The organism is Chitinophaga lutea (assembly GCF_003813775.1).
In the GTDB taxonomy this organism is placed as follows: Bacteria; Bacteroidota; Bacteroidia; order Chitinophagales; family Chitinophagaceae; genus Chitinophaga; species Chitinophaga lutea.
On sequence record NZ_RPDH01000001.1, the window covers coordinates 2,693,711 to 2,712,219 of the forward strand.

17 protein-coding genes are annotated in these 18,509 nt (G+C 52.0%); 6 read left to right on the forward strand and 11 right to left on the reverse strand.

All coding sequences use genetic code 11. The features are described from left to right. Window positions 1-3: 3 nt before the first annotated feature. The 8 genes from EGT74_RS10930 to EGT74_RS10965 form a co-directional block, all read right to left on the reverse strand. A complete protein-coding gene (locus tag EGT74_RS10930) occupies window positions 4-507 on the reverse strand; it encodes a hypothetical protein (protein ID WP_123846536.1) in 504 nt (167 codons plus the stop codon). 2 nt (window positions 508-509) lie between these two features. Beyond that, complete coding sequence (locus EGT74_RS10935) at window positions 510-1,133, reverse strand: hypothetical protein (RefSeq protein ID WP_123846537.1); 624 nt, start codon at window positions 1,131-1,133, stop codon at window positions 510-512. Between the two features lie 30 nt (window positions 1,134-1,163). Further along, the gene (locus tag EGT74_RS10940) at window positions 1,164-1,721 is read right to left on the reverse strand and encodes an RNA polymerase sigma factor (RefSeq protein WP_123846538.1); all 558 of its coding nucleotides are present in this window, start codon (window positions 1,719-1,721) and stop codon (window positions 1,164-1,166) included. Window positions 1,722-1,885: 164 nt separating this feature from the next. Next, window positions 1,886-2,848, reverse strand: a complete 963-nt coding sequence (locus EGT74_RS10945; protein ID WP_123846539.1) for a transketolase family protein — start codon at window positions 2,846-2,848, stop codon at window positions 1,886-1,888. A gap of 57 nt (window positions 2,849-2,905) precedes the next feature. Then, window positions 2,906-3,937, reverse strand: coding sequence for a UDP-glucose 4-epimerase GalE (gene galE / locus EGT74_RS10950; RefSeq protein WP_123846540.1), 1,032 nt, complete (start codon window positions 3,935-3,937; stop codon window positions 2,906-2,908). A gap of 25 nt (window positions 3,938-3,962) precedes the next feature. Then, window positions 3,963-4,823: a glucose-1-phosphate thymidylyltransferase RfbA gene (gene rfbA / locus EGT74_RS10955; protein WP_123846541.1), complete on the reverse strand. Its 861-nt coding sequence runs from the start codon at window positions 4,821-4,823 to the stop codon at window positions 3,963-3,965. Window positions 4,824-5,325: 502 nt separating this feature from the next. Further along, window positions 5,326-6,342 carry an inorganic phosphate transporter gene (locus EGT74_RS10960; protein ID WP_123846542.1) on the reverse strand — a complete coding sequence of 339 codons (1,017 nt, stop codon included), beginning with the start codon at window positions 6,340-6,342 and terminating at the stop codon, window positions 5,326-5,328. Between the two features lie 23 nt (window positions 6,343-6,365). Next, window positions 6,366-7,016 carry a DUF47 domain-containing protein gene (locus tag EGT74_RS10965; RefSeq protein WP_123846543.1) on the reverse strand — a complete coding sequence of 217 codons (651 nt, stop codon included), beginning with the start codon at window positions 7,014-7,016 and terminating at the stop codon, window positions 6,366-6,368. A 232-nt stretch (window positions 7,017-7,248) separates the two neighbouring features. On the opposite strand from EGT74_RS10965, the gene EGT74_RS10970 reads away from it, so the two are divergent. The 6 genes from EGT74_RS10970 (at window position 7,249) to EGT74_RS10995 (ending at window position 15,956) form a co-directional block, all read left to right on the forward strand. Next, window positions 7,249-8,076 (forward strand): UDP-2,3-diacylglucosamine diphosphatase, encoded by an 828-nt coding sequence (locus tag EGT74_RS10970; RefSeq protein WP_123846544.1) that lies wholly within the window; start codon window positions 7,249-7,251, stop codon window positions 8,074-8,076. 111 nt (window positions 8,077-8,187) lie between these two features. Further along, window positions 8,188-8,556 (forward strand): hypothetical protein, encoded by a 369-nt coding sequence (locus EGT74_RS10975; protein ID WP_123846545.1) that lies wholly within the window; start codon window positions 8,188-8,190, stop codon window positions 8,554-8,556. Between the two features lie 272 nt (window positions 8,557-8,828). Continuing rightward, on the forward strand, window positions 8,829-11,579 hold the full coding sequence (locus EGT74_RS10980; RefSeq protein WP_123846546.1) for a TonB-dependent receptor: 2,751 nt from the start codon (window positions 8,829-8,831) through the stop codon (window positions 11,577-11,579). Between the two features lie 80 nt (window positions 11,580-11,659). Further along, the gene (locus tag EGT74_RS10985; protein WP_123846547.1) at window positions 11,660-13,087 is read left to right on the forward strand and encodes a hypothetical protein; all 1,428 of its coding nucleotides are present in this window, start codon (window positions 11,660-11,662) and stop codon (window positions 13,085-13,087) included. Window positions 13,088-13,266: 179 nt separating this feature from the next. Next, a complete protein-coding gene (locus tag EGT74_RS10990) occupies window positions 13,267-14,493 on the forward strand; it encodes a M57 family metalloprotease (RefSeq protein ID WP_123846548.1) in 1,227 nt (408 codons plus the stop codon). 191 nt (window positions 14,494-14,684) lie between these two features. After that, complete coding sequence (locus EGT74_RS10995) at window positions 14,685-15,956, forward strand: porin (protein WP_220392840.1); 1,272 nt, start codon at window positions 14,685-14,687, stop codon at window positions 15,954-15,956. A gap of 3 nt (window positions 15,957-15,959) precedes the next feature. Here EGT74_RS10995 and EGT74_RS11000 read toward each other — a convergent pair whose 3' ends face one another. The 3 genes from EGT74_RS11000 to EGT74_RS11010 form a co-directional block, all read right to left on the reverse strand. Next, window positions 15,960-16,424, reverse strand: coding sequence for a hypothetical protein (locus tag EGT74_RS11000; protein WP_123846549.1), 465 nt, complete (start codon window positions 16,422-16,424; stop codon window positions 15,960-15,962). Between the two features lie 91 nt (window positions 16,425-16,515). Continuing rightward, window positions 16,516-17,568, reverse strand: a complete 1,053-nt coding sequence (locus EGT74_RS11005; RefSeq protein WP_181954739.1) for a sensor histidine kinase — start codon at window positions 17,566-17,568, stop codon at window positions 16,516-16,518. A 135-nt stretch (window positions 17,569-17,703) separates the two neighbouring features. Beyond that, window positions 17,704-18,393 carry a response regulator transcription factor gene (locus EGT74_RS11010; RefSeq protein WP_220392841.1) on the reverse strand — a complete coding sequence of 230 codons (690 nt, stop codon included), beginning with the start codon at window positions 18,391-18,393 and terminating at the stop codon, window positions 17,704-17,706. Window positions 18,394-18,509 lie beyond the last annotated feature (116 nt).

An 18,509-nucleotide genomic window follows, 5' to 3' on the forward strand; every position in this document is an offset into this window, starting at 1 on the left:
CGGTTACTGGCGGGGCGGTTTGCCGCGCATCATCCGGTTATCTTTACGTTCTTTCAGCTGGCGTATCATCATGCCGCGGAATTCCCTTTCCGCACGGTAGAGGTTACCCACTTTGCGGGCCGGCAATACTTTACCGAATTCCTCGCGGTAGCGAGTTTTGATATCAAGCAGTTTCCGCTCGTAATTCAGTTCCTTGTCGAGGGTGGCGTCCGCCACATCATCCGTCCGCGGTTTGCCTTTCAGCTCCTGCGATTTCTTTTTCCTTTCGCGGATCAGGTCGTGTATCTCTTTGGAGTATTTGTTGTACAGCGGCCAGAATTTCTGTGCTTCTTCCGGTGTAAGGTCCAGTTCCCTGGCTATATAGGCAACTTCCAGGGCCTTGATTTTATCCTGCTTGGAGGCGTCGTTCTGGTCGGCATCCTGCGCCAGCAGGCTGCCGGCGGAGAACACTGCCGAGCATAATAAAATGATTACCATCCGTATCAGCTTGCTACTTCGCATCATCATTATCATTGGTTAAGTGGATCGTCTTGTAAAAGGTTGTCTTCCAGCAGGTTGTCGATATCCTTGGCAGACAGGTCCTCCGGCAATACCGAAGGCAGTTCTTCCTCCAGCGAAACATTTGTAAAGATATTCTCATTATCAAATGCGTCGGTGCTGTAGGTGAGATATTCTTCAATTTCCTGGTCGCTGATTTTAGCCAGCATACGGTCCAGGGAAGAGTGGTTGACCGAGCGCGACACCAGTACGGCGCCCGCAGCGATCACGCCGGCTATACAGGCTGCGGCAAGGCATTGTTTGAAGAGCCGGATAGTACGGCCCATTTTTACCACGCGGCCTTCGGCTGCGCGGTTTTTTTCGTCGGCCAGCCGGCCGGCCAGCCCGCTGAAATATCCTTCGGGCACGCTGTATGGCGTTTCCCGGGAGATGCCTGCGAGCAGGGGGGAGAGTGTTTCCAGTTCTTCCGTCACCGCATCGCTGCTTTCGATGGTGCGGATGCGCTCCATCAGTTTTGAGGGGAAGGCATCAAAATATCCTGCCGGCACGTCAAAGTGCGGCTGCGCGCCCAGATCGCTCCATGCCGGGGCTATGTCCCGCAATTCGTCCACGATATCTTTCTGTTTGTGCGTCATGATATTAAGACCCGCATTTGCGGGGATGGTTTAATGTCCGTTGTTTTTTAAAAACTCTTCCACTTTTTTCACCGCATGGTGGTAAGAGGCTTTCAGTGCACCTTCCGACGTATCCAGCACCTTGCTCATTTCCTCATACGGCATTTCTTCATAATACCGCAATGTGAATACGGCGCGCTGTTTTTCCGGCAGGCTTAAAATCGCTTTCTGTAATTTCCATTCTATCTTATTGGCGTCGTAATGACTGTCTGCCTGTAATTTGTTGCTCAGGCCGGTTTCTACGTCAGATAAAGAGATGGCGGATTTCCTTTTTTGCTGTTCCAGGAAACTGAGGCTTTCGTTGGTGGCGATTTTGTATAACCAGGTATACAGGCGTGCGTCTTCCCGGAAACCCTCCAGGCCTTTCCACATTTTAATGAACACATTTTGCAGTACATCGTTCGCATCCTCATGGTCGATTACCAGCCGCCGGATGTGCCAGTACAATCGTTCCTGGTATTTCCGTACAATCTGTGTAAACCCCCTTTCTTTCGTATCAGGATGCCCGTATAGTGCCAGCAGTTCTTTATCTTCTTGCGTTACAGCCATAGGCGGTTAAACAGTATGTTGAAGTGACCGTAAATGGTTGATGCACAGGATAAATATATGAATAATTATGCAACTGACCGAATAGCGGTACATCACCCCCTGAAACAATAAAAACCATCACTAGGATGGTTTTTAAGCCGGAAAGTTTAATCCGTTTATAAATTTTAACCTTTTTTTCTGGCGAGGGCCTTTTCGGCGGCGGCTACGATATCGGGCGTATCCAGGCCGTATTTGGTCAGCAGCTCGGTGGGCTTGCCGCTTTCGCCGAAGGTATCGTGGGTGCCGATGTATTCGATGGGGATGGGCAGGTGACGGGCCGCAACCTGTGCAATGCTGTCTCCCAGGCCGCCCAGCACGTTATGTTCCTCGGCGGTAACGGCGCAGCGGGTTTTGGTGATGGATTTCAGCACGGCCGCTTCATCCAGCGGTTTGATGGTGTGTATGTTGATCAGTTCCACGCTGTAGCCCTTTTCTTCGAGGATACGGCCGGCTTCCACGCATTTCCATACGAGGTGGCCGCAGGCAAACAGGGTGATGTCTGTGCCTTCGTTGAGCACCTGGGCTTTCCCGATCTGGAATTCCTGGTTTTCAGGGGTGAAGTTGGGCCATTTCGGACGGCCGAAACGCAGGTATACGGGGCCTTCGTGGTCTGCAATGGCGATGGTGGCAGCTTTCGTCTGGTTAAAATCGCAGGGCACGATCACCGTCATCCCCGGCAGCATTTTCATCATGCCGATATCTTCCAGGATCTGGTGGGTGGCGCCGTCTTCCCCGAGGGTAAGGCCCGCGTGGGAAGCGCAGATTTTCACGTTTTTACCGGAATAGGCCACAGACTGGCGGATCTGGTCGTATACGCGGCCGGTGGAGAAGTTGGCAAAAGTGGTAGTATACGGGATTTTACCGCCGATGGTCAAACCCGCAGCCACGCCGATCATATTTGCTTCGGCGATGCCGCACTGAACAAAGCGCTCGGGAAATTCCTTGATGAAGGCCTGCAGTTTCATGGAACCGAGCAGGTCGGCCGTAAGGGCTACCACATTCGGATTTCTTCTGCCGGCTTCCAGTATGCCTTCGCCGAAACCGCCACGGGTTTCTTTTTCGTTCAGTATCTGTATGTCTTTTACCATAGTCCCTGATATTTGTGCCGCAAAGCTAGTAAAATATAGAAATGGAGTGATGATTTTTTAATTATTGAGCACCCGGTCGCGCAGCGCTACTTCCCACTGCCAGGCGGTGCGCATCATGTCTTCGATGCCTGATTTCGGTTCCCATCCGAGTTTTTCGCGGGCTTTGGTATTGTTGGCATAAATGGCGATCACGTCGCCGGGGCGGGGCTCACCCAGCTCGTAGTTGAGCTTCATCCCGGAGATTTTTTCGAAGGCGTTGATGGCTTCCAGTACGGTTACGCCCATACCGGTGCCCAGGTTGAACACTTCGCAGTTGGTGCCGTTGCGTTTTTCCAGCAGGTATTGCAACGCTTTGGTGTGTGCATTGGCGATATCCGTTACATGGATGTAATCACGGATGCAAGAACCATCGCGCGTATCGTAATGGGTGCCGAACACGGTCAGTTTAGGGAGTTTGCCGATGGCCACCTGCGTAATCACGGGCACCAGGTTATCCGGCTTGCCGAGGGGAAGCTCACCGATGAGGGCGGAGGGATGCGCGCCTACCGGATTAAAATAACGGAGCAGAATGGACTGTGTAGGGTTTACACGGCTGAAATCCTCGATAATCTGTTCGCCCATCTGTTTGGTGCGGGCATAAGGCGACTGCGCCTCACCCAGCGGCGTTTCCTCTACCACGGGGAGGGCGGCGGAGTTGCCGTACACGGAGCAGGAGGAAGAAAACACAAAATTGGGAATGTTGAACTCTTTTACACATTTCAGTACATTCACGAGCGAGGTGATGTTGTTCTGAAAATACAACAGGGGCTCATTCACCGATTCGCCCACGCTTTTCAGTGCCGCAAAGTGGATAACGCCCACGATATCGCGGTTTTCATGAAACACGGCGTGTGTATCTTCCAGGTTGCAAAGATCTACCTTGTAATTACGCACTTTTTTGCCGGTGATCTGTTCCACCCCATCGAGGAGTTTGGTGGTGCTGCGCATGTTATTGTCCACATTCACCACGTCAAAACCATTGTTGATCAGGTCCACGATCGTATGGGCCCCTATATATCCGCAACCGCCTGTTACAAGAACTTTTTGCATACTGAGTAGTTAAGTATTTGGTAGTTTATTTAATCAGATTCGTCAGGTACGCGCCATACCCGCTTTTTACGAGCGGTGCGGCGAGTTTTTCCAGCTGTTCCCGGTCGATAAAACCCTTCCGGAAAGCGATTTCTTCGATGCAGGCGATTTTTATCCCCTGCCGTTGTTCGATCACCTGTACAAACTGGGAAGCCTGCATCAGGGAGTCGAACGTACCCGTATCGAGCCAGGCAGTACCGCGTGGTAAAATCGACACTTTCAGCCGGCCTCTTTTCAGGTATTCCCTGTTCACGTCGGTGATTTCATATTCCCCGCGGGGGCTGGGCTGCAGGTTTTCTGCAATATTCACCACTTCGTTATCGTAAAAGTAAAGACCGGGCACGGCGTAGCTCGATTTGGGCCTGGCCGGCTTTTCTTCGATGGATACTGCATGCATCTTTTCGTCGAACTCCACCACGCCGTAACGTTCCGGGTCGGATACCTGGTAGGCGTATACGATGCCTCCTTCCGGGTTGGCGTTATCGGCCAGCTGGGTGCCAAGGCCGGCGCCGTAAAAGATATTATCGCCCAACACCAGGGCCACGTTATCCTTCCCGATAAATTCCTTCCCGATCACAAATGCCTGGGCCAGGCCGTTGGGGACTGCCTGCTCGGCGTAGGAAAGATTCAGCCCAAACTGGCTGCCATCGCCAAAAAGCCGTTTAAATGCGGGTAAATCGTGGGGCGTGCTGATAATCAGGATTTCCCTGATGCCAGCGAGCATGAGCGTGGAAAGCGGGTAATAAATCATCGGTTTATCATAAACCGGCATGATCTGCTTACTGATGGCATATGTGATGGGGTGCAGCCTGGTGCCGGACCCGCCTGCAAGGATAATTCCTTTCATGGACAACGATTAAGTTTGGAGGCACAAAAATAGGAGGTCTTTCCTATTTGCCCTAGATATTTGATTTAAAAAATAAAAAAATATATGAGGGCATGATTTGCATCATATTTTCAAAATGCACATGTGTTTGCCGGATCGTCAATAGGCTCGCCTGGCCTGAACGACCGGATACCCGATTCCCGCCCGCTTGCGCCAGGCCGGCCGGCGCAAGCTGAAAAGAGTGCGTTGTAAATTATTGTTAATCAAATAGATAGATTGGGTGGTGTGCCTGAAACCTGCCATCCTTCTGTGATCCTCCTGTCATCCTCCTGTGAAACACCTTCAAACCCGCCAGGGTATTGAACGGCACAGGAGAATGACAGGAGGATCACAGGACAAACACAGGAGGACTGCACAAGGATCGCAGAAGGATGGCTAACTGATTCAATCGTGTTGGTGAGGTTACCGGGAATAAAAAAGCGGCCCCGAACCGGAGCCGCCCTGCAGTATAGTCAGGAATATCTTATTTCACAAAAAGGTTCACGACAAAGAACACCCCGGCCGCCAGCAGTGCACTGATGGGGATGGTCAGTATCCAGGCCCAGAGCAGGTTGACGGTAACGCCCCACCGAACGGCCGACAGCCTTTTGGTAGCGCCCACCCCGATGATGGAGCCGGTGATCGTATGGGTGGTGCTCACCGGGATACCGAAGCTCTCCGTCAGGTACAGCGTGAGGGCGCCGGCTGTTTCGGCGCTCACACCTTCCAGCGGGGTTACTTTGGTGATACGGGTGCCCATCGTTTTAACGATTTTCCAGCCGCCACTGAGCGTACCCAGGCCGATGGCGGTGAAACAGGCGAACGGCACCCAGTCCGGCACGTCCTTGATGGTGGTAACGCCCTCGATGCCGCCGTGGGCCACCATGGCCGCTGCAATGATACCCATCACCTTCTGGGCATCGTTACCGCCGTGGCCAAGGCTGAATGCGGCAGACGATACGAGTTGCAGGCGTTTGAACCAGTTGTCGGCCCGGTAAGGATTGGCTTTTTTACAGATGTTCACGATCAGTACGGTAATGAGGAAAGCCACCACCATGCCGATAAAGGGCGCCAGTACGATGAAATACACGGTAGGCAGCACCTTGGCGTAGTTGATCACGTCGAAAGAACCGCCGGCATTGGCCACCGCGGCGCCGATGAAGCCCCCGATCAGTGTGTGCGAGGAGCTGGAGGGGATGCCGTACCACCAGGTCAGCAGGTTCCAGGCGATGGCGGCAATCAGGCCGGAGAAAATCACTTTCAGGGTGATGAACTGCTCAAATACGGATTTGGCAATCGTATTGCCCACTTTAAACTCCCCGTAAATGTATTTGGAAACAAAGAAGGCCGCAAAGTTGAACAACGCCGCCCAGAGCACGGCCTGGAAAGGCGTCAGTACCTTGGTGGACACGATCGTGGCAATGGAGTTGGCCGCGTCGTGGAAACCGTTGATATAATCAAAAATGAAAGCCAGTATGATGATAATTACAAGAAAGACCATGACAGGATGTTATTTCGCTTCTACTATGCGTATTTGATAATAATGGTTTCTATCACATTGGCGGAATCTTCACATTTGTCTGTGGCAATTTCCAGCGCCTGATAGATTTCACGCATTTTTATCAGCTCCACGGCATTGCTCTCCTGCTCGAAAAGGTCGGCAATGGCACGGTCATAGATATCGTCGGCATGGTTTTCCAGGCTGTTGATCTTCACGCAGGCATCGGTGATCACCCGCATGTTGGCCATGTTGCGCAGCTCGGGAATGGCCCGTGACAGCTCCACCGTACCCTGGTAAATCAGGTCGGCCAGTTTGCGCACGCTGTCGGTCATGGTCGTTACTTTATAAATGTCGATACGTTTGGCGGAACCGTGGATGTAGTCAGCCACGTCATCCAGCGTGGCTGCCAGGTAGTGAATGTCTTCCCGGTCAAAAGGGGTAATGAAGTTCTGGCCCAATTCAACGAAAATACGATGGGTATAGTCATCGTTCTTGTGCTCGAGCCGCTCGATCAGGTGCACTTTATCCTTGCGGACCTGGGGATCGTTTGTTTCCACCAGCTCCGTCAGCACTTTCCCCATCTCTACCAGGTTTGCCGCAACATCCTCGAAAAGTGAATAAAACACCCGGTCTTTAGGCATGAACAGTTTGACAATCGAATTAAAGCCTCCCATATAAGTTTGTATTAGATGAAAATTTGCCGCAAAATTAGTTTTCAGAAGGTATAGGAGCCAACAAAAAGCAAGAATTAATAATTTGGTAACACTGGATTAATATAAAAGTAATATAGCAATTTTTCCTTTGTGTTGCCTCCCGTACCGTGAAATAATGAAAATCATATAAGTAACAAATTGTATTTGAAAAAGTTCTGTCAACAGTACGGGCCGGGCTTAATGCAACAAAATAATGAGCGGTAAACGACCACTAGACATACTTGTCATATCCGATGTACACCTCGGCATTTACGGCTGCCATGCGAAAGAACTGGCCAATTACCTCGACTCGGTAGACCCCAGGGTGCTGATCCTCAACGGGGATATCATCGACATCTGGCAGTTCAGCAAACGGTATTTCCCGAAGTCCCATACCAAGGTTATCCGCCGCATCCTCAAAATGATCGGGAAAGGCACGGAGGTCTATTACCTCACAGGCAACCACGACGAAGCCCTGCGTAAATACGCCGGCTTCGGGCTCAGCAATTTTGTGATCGACAACAAGCTCATCCTGGAAGTGGACGGCAAAAGGCACTGGTTTTTTCACGGGGACGTGTACGATATTACCATGAAAAACTCTAAATGGCTGGCAAAACTCGGTGGGAAGGGGTACGACATCCTCATCATCCTCAACCGCCTCGTGAACCACATGCTCGAAAAAATGGGCCGGGAAAAAATGTCGTTTTCCAAAAAGGTGAAGGAAAGCGTGAAGCAGGCCGTGAAATTCATCTCCGATTTTGAGCAGACCGTGGTGGAAATTGCGGTAGACAAAGAGTTTGATGTGGTATGCTGCGGTCATATCCACCAGCCGATTATCAAAAACATGGAATTCAACGGTAAAATGGTGACCTATCTCAATTCCGGCGACTGGGTGGAAAGCCTCACCGCGCTCGAATACAGCCATGGCAGCTGGCAGTTGTACCAGCACGCGGCGGGCAAAAAGGAGGCCGTGACGGAGGAGGAAGACGAGCAACTGAACGTGGCGGAATGGGCCGTTGCCAGTAAAGTCATCAATTTTTAACCCATCTCTTCATAATTAGATAATCTACCATTAATATTTAATTAACGCCCTGATCGTAAGTTTGGTAAACCAGCATGAATTTAGATGAAGACGCTCAAGCTACACCCTTTAATGACCATTTCCTTATTACAGATGCAGATTCAACGGTTGCTACATTGTAATGCTACGGTCTATATACACCACTCCCTCGCAGGGGCATTCAACACCCTGCGCGACGCGGGACTGGAAGAAAATGTGATGATAGAACATCCTATCGACGAAACCCTCAGCCTCCGCGAATTTGAAGAGGAGCTGGAAGAAAAGTTCAATTTTTCGCTGGAGCTGTGCAACAAAGACTCGAAGCCGTTCACCAACAAAAGTCTCCGCCTGTTCCAGATCACGCCTTGCAGCAACGATGCGGACGCCCGGCAACTGGACATTTCACTGGAGCTCCTGGCCCGCCAGGGAAAAGGGAACAGCCAGCAGAACAGGGCGGTGTGAGGTAAACAGGAAGATGAATAACCATCCATATCCGGCGAAGACACCCGATGAAAACCGATATCTCCTTGCTGCCGCCATCCAGGCCGGCAATCAGAGCGGTTCGCTCAAATCCTTGCTGCTACCCGTTTTGCCCTCAAGAGTTGCTCCCTTTAGCGCCCCTGCGGTGTTAACGATTCTTTAATGATTTCTTAACAATTAACATTCTGGTAATATTGGCTTAACAATGCGGTAATAGGGCCACGGTAGTTTTGCGGCATAAATAGAAACAGATCGTGAAACGTACCATTACACTTTTATTTGCTTTAGTATTGATTGGCCTGACTGGTTTTGCCCAATCCGGCGGAAAAATTACCGGCAAGGTGACCGATAAAAGATCGGGAGAAGCGCTCATCGGGGTAACCGTGCTCGTGCAGGGAACATCCCTGGGTGCGGTAACCGACGTGGAAGGACGCTATACGCTGAACGTTCAGCCCGGCACTTATACCTTATTATATAAACTGATGGGCTACCAGACCAAGTCCATCGCCGACGTAGTGGTAAAAGGCGGACCGGCCGCTACACAGGATGTGGTGCTGGACGAGCCCAAATCCCAGGACCTGAAAGAATTTGTGGTGAAAGGTTCTGCCCGCACAGAAACCCTGAACGCGCTGCTGACCTTCCAGAAAAATACCAACACGGTGGCCCAGGTGGTATCGGCCGAGTCGATCAAAAAATCCCCGGACCGCAACACCAGTGAAGTGCTGAAACGTGTTTCCGGCGCCTCCATGCAGGACGGTAAGTTCCTAGTAGTAAGGGGTCTGGCCGACCGCTATAACCAGGCTACCATCAACGGCGCCCTGCTGCCCAGCACAGAGCCGGACAGGAAGTCTTTCGCATTCGACATTTTCCCTTCATCCATTATCGATAATATCATTATTAACAAAGCGGCCACCCCGGAAATGCCCGGCGAGTTCGCCGGCGGCCTGGTGCAGATCAACACCAAAGACGTACCGGACAACAACTTCCTGCACATGACAGTGGGTAGCGGCTTCAACACCCGCACCATCGGGAAAGACTTCCATACCTATAACGGCGGCAAGCTCGACTTCCTCGGCATTGACGACGGCCGCAAACTGTCGTCCGTTTTCCCTTCCACCGGCGACCTGCGTTCTTCTACCGCGGCTGCAAGAGCGGAATACGGCCAGCTGCTGAGTGATGTGTGGAGCACCAACACCAACAGCGCTCCCCTCAATACCAATTTCCAGGTGAGCGGCGGTTTCAGCAGCAAACAAAGCGCATCCAAAGGATTCGGCGGTGTGTTCGGCCTGAGCTATAATAAACAGAACAGGCTCGTGAACATCAACCGCAATTATTATGAGCTCGACGGCAGTCCCCGCTTTAACTACAGCGACCTGCTGAGCAGCCAGAACGTATTGCTGGGCGGTATCGCCAACCTGACTTACCGCTTAGGCAACAGCAAATTCAACTGGAAGAACTCCTACAGCATCAACAGTAACGACCAGACGACCATCCGTAACGGAGAGGACATCGATGGCGACATCCGCTACGGCATCCGCAGCCAGGAACTGAGCTTCGTGTCTAACCGCCTGTACAACACCCAACTGGTGGGCGACCACTTCATCCGCAACGGCAACTACCGCATCCGCTGGAACGCCAACTACGCGCTGATGAAACAGGACATGCCCGACCTGCGCAGGCTGAAATATACCTCCGTAAACGGTGGCGAGTATTTCGTGAACGTGCCGCACAACACCGGTGCCCCGAGAAATGCCGGCCGTTTCTATTCCAACCTCGATGAGAACATCTACGGCGGTTCCGCCGATATCGCCAAAACCTTCAAATGGCTGGGTAACCAGCAGCAGGTGAAGGTAGGTGGCCTGTTCCAGCGTAAAGACCGTAATTTCCATGCAAGAGCGCTGGCCATCATCCGCGGCAGCCAGAGCGAAGACCTGATCTACCTGAGCCCCGATAAGATCTTCGCCAAGGAAAACTACGGCGCGGAGAAATTTTATCTCGACGACCTCACCGGTAACTCAGACAGCTATAAAGCGTTCTCCAACCTCGGCGCAGGCTTCCTCCAGTTCGACAACCAGTTCGGGGAAAAATGGCGCCTCGTGTGGGGTGTGCGCGTGGAATACTTCCTGCAGAACCTGCAGTCGCTCAACACCAACGCGATCGAAAATACTTCTACCGACGTATTGCCGTCGCTGAACCTGACCTACCTGGTCAACAACAAAACCAATATCCGGTTCTCCGCTTCACAAACCGTTGCCCGTCCGGAGTTCAGGGAAATTTCTCCCTTTAACTTCTACGACTTCGAAAGAAACGGTATCGTGTTCGGTAACAATACCCTCACCCGTACGAAAATCACGAACGTAGACGCGCGGTATGAGCTTTATCCCAACCCGGGCGAGGTGCTGACCTTCGGTGCGTTCTTCAAATATTTCGAGAACCCGATCGAAACCAACTACGAAGCACAGGGCACGCCTTCGTTCTCTTACCAGAACGCCAAAAGCGCTACCAGCCTTGGTGTGGAACTGGAGTTCAGGAAAAACCTCGGGTTTATTGAAGAGGGTTTCCTCGAAAAGCTGACCGCTTTCTCCAACGTAGCGGTGATCAAAAACGAAGTGAAATTCCCGAAAGGATTTGCTGGGGTGCGCAACAGGCCCATGCAGGGCCAGTCGCCTTACGTGATCAATGCCGGCCTGCAGTTCGACGATCAGAAATCAGGTACCAACGCTTCCGTACTGTTTAACGTGATCGGCAAAAGGATTGCCCAGGTGGGTAACTCCGACTTCCCGGACGTTTGGGAAAACCCCCGTCCGATCCTCGACTTCCAGATCACACAGCGCCTGTTTTCCAATGCGGACCTGAAGTTCACCGTGTCCGACATGCTCTCGAAGAGCAGCGTGTTCTACTGGGAGCGGAACGACAACAAAAAGTACGATACGTCCAAAGATCTCGTGATCAACAAATTCAACTTCGGGACCAACGTTGGCGTGCAGTTCAGCTACCGTTTCTAGAAGAATTAATGAATAATTAAGATAGTGTTCACAATCGCATAATACAGTAACCTGAATTTTGAGCATCCAAAAAATAAATTATGAAAAGAAGCTTGTTCGCTTTATTTGTTTTAGCAACGATTATCATTTCCGCCTGTTCCAAAAACAATAACCCGGCACCGAATCCCGGTGGCAACACGGAGTCTGACACGTTGAAGGGCGCTATCTCTGCCAACAGAACGCTGAAAGCCGGCAAAATTTATTATATCAACGGCCCTGCCGTTGTAAAAAATGGTGTTACGCTGACCATCGAGCCCGGTGTAGTGATCAAAGGTATCAAGAGCGGTACCGTGAAAGCGGTGCTCATCGTGGCCAGAGGCGGTAAAATCATGGCTGAAGGCACTGCCAGCAAGCCCATCGTATTCACCTCCAACCAGGCTGCAGGCACAAGGGCTGCGGCAGACTGGGGTGGTGTTGTAATCCTCGGTAAAGCGAAAGTGAACTCTACCTTCGGCGGTACTCCCGGCAGAAAACAGGTGGAAGGTTTCCTTACCTCTGAGATCCAGGACCTCGGTGATGATATCGTAGGTGGTGGTGACGACGACAACGATAACTCCGGTGTTTTCAAATATGTTCGTATCGAGTTTGCAGGTATGGCATTATCCGCCACGCCGAACACCGAGTTGAACAGCCTCACTATGATCGCCGTAGGTAAACAGACCAAGATCGAATACGTACAGTGCTCTTTCGGCGGCGACGACGCTTTCGAGTGGTTCGGCGGTACCGTGAACGCGAAGAACCTTATTTCTTTCCGTACACTGGACGACGACTTTGATACAGACAACGGTTTTACCGGCCGCGTACAGTTCGGTGTGGCCATCCGCGATAAAGACGTTTCCGACTTCGCGCTGCCCGGTACTTCCAACAGCTTCGAATCGGATAACGACGCAGCTGGTTCCGATAACGTACCTTTCACTGCGCCTGTGTTTTCAAACATGACCATCGTTGGCCCCTGGGCGATCAACGGCGGCACCGGTATTCCTTCCAACAACGTATTCGGCCGTGGCGCGCACATCAGGCTGAATTCCCGCCAGTCGCTCTACAACTCCGTTGTAGTTGGTTTCCCCACCGGTATCTATATCGATGGTGACAAATCAGCCGACGCTACCGCAGCAGAACTGGACATCCGCAATACTTTCGTAGGCGTCGCTTCCAAAAAGAAACTGGACAGCAAGCTGACCGCTTCTACGCTGAACATCAATACCTGGTTCATGAACAACCGCGGTAACGATACCACCTACAACAACGTAGACGATTTCAAATTCGCGAAAATAAAAGACCTGACCTCGCTGGCCGGTATCGACGTGCGCCCCGTTGCAGGTTCTCCGCTGCTGGGTAAAGCTGCCTTTACCGCAGGTAAATCCACCGACGCATATTTTACCAAAGTAACCTACGTAGGTGCGCTCGACGTGAACGATGCATGGATGAACGGCTGGACCAACTTCGATCCCAAAAACGCCAGCTACTAATCATACTGCGTACTTAATATATCAAGAATTGATTGCAGCGTCCCGGATTATTCCGGGACGCTTTTTTGTCGGTAACATTTTCTTCATACTAACATAACACATGATTAAAAAATGCCTTGTTGTTTCATCCTATATTAGGTAGATATTTTTTCCCATTAACCCTGTTAAAAATTAACCCGATGAAGACAATGAATCGCCCTATTGCACTGCTCGTGTGCATTGTTACCCTCATGGCCGCCTGTAAAAAACAGGACGTTCCCTCGAAGCCCGAAACAGCCACCGGCACAGACGATGGCCTGGTATTACAGAAACTGAAATCGTATGGCATTCCCGAAGCGCGGATCAAAGATGCGGGGCAGTACTATGCGGTAGACGGAGACATGTATTTCCACAAGAAAAACGCCGATATCGGCCTGATGGACCGGTATTTCAGCAAACCCAAAACAGACGAGGCAACCGTGCTGGGCCGGATGGGCGATATCGCCCAGGCGCATACCAACAACGTGGTGAGCAGCGCCAACGTGGAAGCGGTGGCCATTCACATCATCCGGCAGGATCAATCTTCCGCCGGCGTTGACTGGACCTGGTACGATGCTATTCTCGATGCGGCCCGCTACTGGAATGAAGTGGCCGGCACAAAAATCAACATCGTGAACTATGGCGCGTTCGCGGTGGATGCCAACGTGTCCATCACCTTTATGAACGATGCGGCGGAGCCCCTGCCTTATTACGTGATCGCAGCCGCGGAGTGGCCTACCGTTACCGGAACGCCCGGTTACCGGATCCGGATCAACCGCGAATTCCAGCCGAACCCGTCCAATCCGGGCCAGCAGGTAACGTATGCCTCTAAAGTTTACAACATGGTGCACGAACTGGGGCACTGCCTCGGGCTGCGCCACGCCGATTGGGAAAACGAAGGTGCAGGCAGCATCGGCGCCAACCACATTCCCGGTACCCCCTGGAACGATTTTAACTCTGTGATGAGAAGCGGCACCGCGAATAACAACTGGGCAGGCTTTTCGGCGGGCGACGTGACGGCGGTGCAGTACCTGTATCCCTGGTCGAACCCGATGGACAAATGGATCACTTCCCCCGATGCCAAAGCCCCCAACAACATCGTGCACCTTGTGGAAGACGACCAGACCCTGACTGTGACCTGGAATACAAGCCTGCATACCACTTCCGGCGTTACGATCAAACTGTACCAGCATGGGGTGTACAAAGGCACGCTCGGAACGGGGCTGCCCAACACCGGCAGCGCCACATTCTCGAGGCTGCAGGTATACCAGGCGCTGAATTTCCCGAACCTGTACACCGAAGGGAATATCCGTATCGAGCTCGTATCGGATGCCAACCCCGCCGTGAAAGATATCACCGGGTTTTATGTGTTCCGGCTGAACAGCTAAAAACAACGTTGACCATAGATGGATTGAAAGCCGCCCCGTAAAGCGCAGGGCGGCTTTTTAATGTCTGCGGTACCCGTCCGGGTGCAGATTGGGGGAGACAATTCTGTTTAGATGCTTAAATTTGCCCCGAAACTTGAGCATTTATAATGAGAATTACGCGAATACTACTGTTGGCTGGATTGGGTTTGTTTATGTCGGTAACGGCCCGGGCGCAGTTCCTGATGGATATGATCGATACCTCTACCAGCCTGGGCAAGGGCATGATTTCCATTTATAAAAAATTCGACCACCTGCGCATCAGCGGGTACATGCAGCCCCAGTTCCAGTACGCGTCTCACAAAGGCATCGACAGCTACAGCGGCGGGGATTTCGGCAGCCAGTCAGACAACCGTTTCATGCTGCGTCGCGGCCGTGTTCGTTTCGACTACGCGCATTTCAATAAAAGAAACCTCCCTACGGTGCAGTTCGTATTCCAGTTCGACGGTACCGAGCGGGGCGTGAACATCCGCGACTTCTGGGGCCGCGTGTTCGACGGGCAGTGGGATATCATGGCCCTTACCATGGGTATGTTCGCCCGTCCGTTCGGCTATGAGGTGAACCTTTCCTCCGGCGACCGGGAGGCGCCGGAAAGGGGCCGTATGTCGCAAATACTGATGAGAAGCGAGCGCGACATGGGGGGCATGCTCACCTTCGAGCCCCGCGCGCTGGACCATCCGCTGCACTGGCTGAAAATGGATGTGGGTCTGTTTAACGGCCAGGGCCTGAGCGGGCCTGCCGACTTCGACAGTCACAAAGACCTTATTGCCCGTGTAGCGATGAAACCCACGAAACTGGGGATAGGAGGCTGGAAACTCTCCGCCGGCGCCTCTATCCTGTACGGCGGCATGGAGCAGTTCACCCCGGAGATTTACCAAATGGAAGACGGTAAACCTGCCTTCCGGCGGGATTCTGCGGCCGCCAACATAGGCAGGATAGCGCCGCGCCACTATTACGGCGGCGATGCGCAACTGGTGATCCCTAACAGAAAGGGCCTCACCCAGTTCCGGGCCGAATACATCCGCGGGGTGCAAACCGCCACCCATCTTGATACCGAGACGCCGGGCGTTGTTCCCCTGCGTTCTGCGGGATTCGCGCCGCTTTATATCCGCGACTTCGACGGTGCCTATCTGTCCTTCCTCCAGCATCTTGGCAGCGAAAAACACCAGCTGGTGCTGAAATACGACTGGTACGATCCCAACACCAAAGTAAAAGGTCGCCAGATCGGAAGTCCGCTGGCGACCAGTCTTTCGAAAGCCGATATCCGTTTTGATACGTTCGGGTTCGGGTACGTGTATTATTTCAACGAAAACATGAAAGCTACCTTCTGGTTCGACCGGGTGTGGAATGAAGCCACGGCGCTGGAAGAGTTTGCGGACGATATTCCGGACAATGTGTTTACCGCCAGGTTGCAATACCGGTTCTGACAATTAACCCCTTCTGAATTTAACCGGCGGCACGGTGCTAACGACCGGCCGAAGCTCGGGGGAAATATAATAGCGGACGATGATCTCGTTTTTATTAAGGAAAGTAATCAGTATCAGCTGAACGGAGGATGCTCCTTCCTGCTTGGTTTCAAGCACCAAAACGCCTTCCGGTATATCGGAAGGCCATGAAGTGGCGCGCTTCCAGGTACCGGTGGAGGTGCCGCCGGGATTGCTTTCATATGCACTCTGATAGGTGCCATTGGAAGAAAAGGTGAGTGACGGACCTGCAGTGATGGGTGTTTCCTGGGCACTGCCCATATAGGCAACCGCTTTCCAGGTGCCTGTAGTTAAGGGGTCGGTGGTTGTTTTATCTTTTTTACAGGCGGCGAATGCCATGGCGGCTGTCATTATAACGAGGAGTGCCAGCCTGTTTTTCGTAATAGCGGCGAGTAATGGAATCCGTTTCATAAGAGCATTTAAGCGTTAAGTATAAGGTTGAACACTCTTAAAACGGACGGTTGTCCCTAAAGGTTACATTAACTTTCGACCTTGCATCGGCCTAATTCTCCCTGCCCAGTTCCAGCGTAAACCCGAAGGTGGAGCCCACTTCCACTTTGCTCCGCACATTGATGGTCTGCTCGTGCGCTTCCACGATGTGTTTCACGATGGCGAGGCCGAGGCCGGTGCCGCCGATGTCGCGGCTGCGGGCGCGGTCGGTGCGGTAAAAACGTTCAAACACGCGCGGCAGGTGTTCTTCCGCCATCCCGATGCCGGTGTCGGAAATTTCGATCAGGACGCGCTTGCCGTCCATATTGTAGATGCTGGCGATGGTCTGGCCTTCCTGCTTGCCGTATTTTACGGAGTTTTCGATGAGGTTGATCAGCACCTGGCGTATTTTTTCCTTGTCGGCAAACACATATACCGGCGCTTCGCAGCCTTTCTTGATACTGAATTTGATCTCTTTCTGTTTGGCCTTGAGCGAAAGGGTGTCGAACACGTCTTTCACCAGGTCCTGTATTACGAACAGTTCCTTGTTGATGGTCATCTCCCCGCTCTCCAGTTTGGAGATCTCGTCCAGGTCATCGATCAGCCGGCAAAGGCGGTCGATGTTCTTGGTGGCGTTTTTCAGGAACATCTTGTTCACGGCCGGGTCGTCGATGGCGCCGTCGAGCAGCGTATGGATGTAGCCCTGTACCGCAAAAATGGGCGTTTTCAGCTCGTGCGAAAGGTTGAGCAGGAACTCCTTCCGGAACGCCTCATTGCGCCGCAGGTTGTCCAGTTCTTCCTTCTTCTGCGAAGCCCATTTCTCCACGTCCTCGCTTACTTCGTCGATGGTTTTGAGGGGCAGGATGTTTTTGTTGAAAAAGTCTTCCCGCTTGGATGCCTTCGTCTGGTAAATGAACTTGTAGATCAGTTTTATTTTGCGGTAGATGAAGTTCTGCAGGGTATAGAGGTACAGGTAATAAGCCACCAGGAAGGTCAGCACAAAGGCTATCCCGGTTTCTTTCAGGCCCACATCGAGGATGAGGCAGCCCAGGCCCATGATAACAGACAGCACAAGCGCCGTAAAACCGGCCAGCTTCTGCGGCGATAGATTTTTTGCTTTAAACATACTCCAGAGTGAGTAATGATTGTAATACCGGGAAATTAAGTCAAATTTTTTACTTGCCATACCACATAGCCGGCGGGGCCCCATTGCCCCGGAGAGAAATTAAAAGGAGGGAAGAAAAGCGGGAAACGCAAACAATCACATCTCAAACTTGTACCCCACGCCCTTTACAGTGGTGATGAGGTCTACGCCCAGCTTCTGGCGTATCTTGCGGATATGCACGTCGATGGTACGGTCGCCCACGATCACTTCGGTGCCCCATACCTGGTTGAGGATTTCGTTGCGGAGGAATACGCGGCCCGGCTTGGAGGCCAATAACTGCAACAGTTCGAATTCTTTCTTGGCAAGGATGATTTCCACCCCTTTATAGGTGACGGTGAATTTTTCGCGGTCAATCACCAGGTCGCCCAGGTGCAGTTGCTGCTCCTCCACTTTGTTGAGGCGGCGGAAAAGGGCGTTGATGCGGCTTACCAGCAGTTTGGGTTTGATGGGCTTGGCGATGTAATCGTCTGCCCCCATGTTCAGCCCCTCGATCTCGCTCTTCTCGTCATTGAGCGCGGTGAGGAAAAGCACCATGGTTTCCTTGAACTCCGGCAGTTTACGGATTTCTTTACAGGTGTCGATGCCATTTTTGTTGGGCATCATGATGTCCAGCATAATCAGATCCGGCCGGAAGATCTTCGCCTTCTGGATGGCTTCGCTGCCGTCTTTGGCCGTCACTGTTTCATAACCCGCGCTCCGGAGATTGTAACTTATGATTTCCAGGATATCCGCCTCGTCATCCACTACAAGAATTTTACCTACTGCTACTGCTGGTTCCATCAACATAAACTTGGGTTTTTAGATGGCACAAAATTAAACAGCGCTTTCCCGTTTAATGAAATGATAACATTATGTAATTGTTAATTCAGGCCCTCACCCGGCTGCAAGATACGCATTTGCGC